This window comes from Duncaniella sp., assembly GCF_029054785.1.
Taxonomy (GTDB): domain Bacteria; phylum Bacteroidota; class Bacteroidia; order Bacteroidales; family Muribaculaceae; genus Duncaniella.
The window spans coordinates 25,816-27,802 of the sequence record NZ_JAIDEN010000122.1; the positions used below are offsets into that span (position 1 = coordinate 25,816).

The 1,987-nt window shown below is 44.9% G+C and carries 2 protein-coding genes; both read right to left on the bottom strand.

Annotation, left to right across the window (positions count from 1 at the left end):
* Positions 1-579: leucine-rich repeat domain-containing protein (locus K2H17_RS07865; protein ID WP_300133488.1), on the bottom strand; the 579-nt coding region annotated here is incomplete at its 3' end.
* A gap of 67 nt (positions 580-646) precedes the next feature.
* Positions 647-1,252: a hypothetical protein gene (locus K2H17_RS07870; RefSeq protein WP_300133490.1), complete on the bottom strand. Its 606-nt coding sequence runs from the start codon at positions 1,250-1,252 to the stop codon at positions 647-649.
* Positions 1,253-1,987: the final 735 nt, after the last annotated feature.

Below are 1,987 nucleotides of genomic sequence, written 5' to 3' on the forward strand. Positions count from 1 at the left end.
AGCTATGGTTGTCAGTGAGTTGGACAGTTCGAGACTTACCATATCCGTGCAACCCTCGAACGCTCCGGCTCCGATTTTCTTGACACTGTTCGGAATGACGAGTTCGGTGAACATAGTGCAGTTTCTAAACGCTCCGTCACCGATTTCTTCGAGATTTGACGGAAGGTTTATTGCGTTCAATTTGATACCCTCAAAGGCTTCATTCCCAATTTTGATTAAAGTTGAAGGGTAGTTTATGCTTAGATAGTATCTTCTGCTTGGATTTTTATTGAAAACAGGATTCCCACCTGGGGTGGTGGCATCCGTAAATACTCGGTCTTCAATATGGAGTATGCCGTCTTCAATGATGATTTCTGGGGATTGGGTACTAAAACTTGCATTACAGTCTAAACAGGCTATTGATGTTACTTGATATATTCTGCCGGAGTACTCTTTCTGAGAGTGAATATAATATGTGGGGTAGTTGTGGCTTTTATAAACCATCCCTACAACTTTCGCCGTGCCGTCATCTTCCAATTGATATTTTATATAATCAATCTGAGCTATTGTCTGCGCATTGATTTCGTTGCTGAATATCATTGCAGATAAAAGGATAAAGACAATGCACAGACTTCGATGCAGGAACGACCGGCCCGCTTTGTGAATGTCAGATATTTCGGGTATTTTTGTCATCATGATCAGTTGCATTTTGTGAAATAAGATATAATTCAGCGTCCCAGATGAGTCCATATATTTTCATCTGGATTTGATACCATGCGAACGGTATAGCTATAATGGCTAAGAAAATGGCTAATGTTATAGCAGATGGTATTGTAAAGGCGGGCGGAAATTTGTCAAAGATTATGACATACATATATATCAGCAATATGAACCATATTGATTTCAGGAAATTTTCCTGCGCTTCAAGCACCGGGACGTTTCCGAGCAGTTTGCCGGTCTGGACTCTATAATAGGCTTTGAAATAGCTGATTTTTATGTCCGGCGGGTCTGCCTGAAGGGTTGGCGGCAGAGACTCTGTGATGATTTTGCCGTATAGCTCCTTTCTTGATTTGGTGAGCATACACTGGTTTAGCGATAAAGGTTTGGTCATCAGCCGGACAGCGCTGTCCAAGATAATGCCGGTGAGGAAGAAGCCGATTACGGCGGCAATACACCAGACCCATGATTGGGGCAAGTCTGACTCATTATGAATCAGAGGCAGCCAAAGCAAAGTTCCGGGTCCGAATTTTCCGAGAAAGTCATAGAATGTCATGTTCGGTATCGTCATGGCAGTAAATCTGTAGGCGGGCTTATGACTCTCCGGTTGGTCCCCTGAACAAAAAGATTGGTTTACATAGGTTTAAAGGAATGGGTGCAGGTACATAAAAACGAAGACGTGAGAGCCTTACTGTTGCCCGTCACGCCGATTGAGGCCTACCACAGCCCATCCATGCAGACGAGCAACGCAGACCTCACGCCGATATGAAGATATCCCGGCTGAATATGCAAAGGCATACAGAGCCGGATGGTATCTATACATACCCATGAGCATCTATCGTTGCATCATCCTTGGCATGGATATTGAATGTGGTAGTTTCAATCGGCCAAGAACAAGCGCGAATAAACGCCTTGTAATTTATATATCGTTCCTCCCGCCCTGGGTGAGCATGAGATTCATGCGTCACTCCCGATCGGCGTGAGAATTTTGTCAAAATTAGTTATAAAGGCTTAAATATACAACAGATTACAAAAAAATGATCAGAAATCAAGGTCGATTTTTGATTTCTGATCATTGTGCGGTAAGCCTAAGAGAGTCTTTGAGTTGAAATTGAATCTCAGGCTATGTGAAAAGGGCTGTTGGGCGGGTGGTGGCAGGCTGGGAGAGTCAGGAAAGTCAGGATGGTCAGGCTTGGCGGGCGGGGCCTTTGCGGGGTTTGCGCGGGGTGGGTTCGTTGCGTTCAGAGGAGTCGCTGCGTTCGGTGATCTCGTTGGGGCGGAGGTTGCGCGG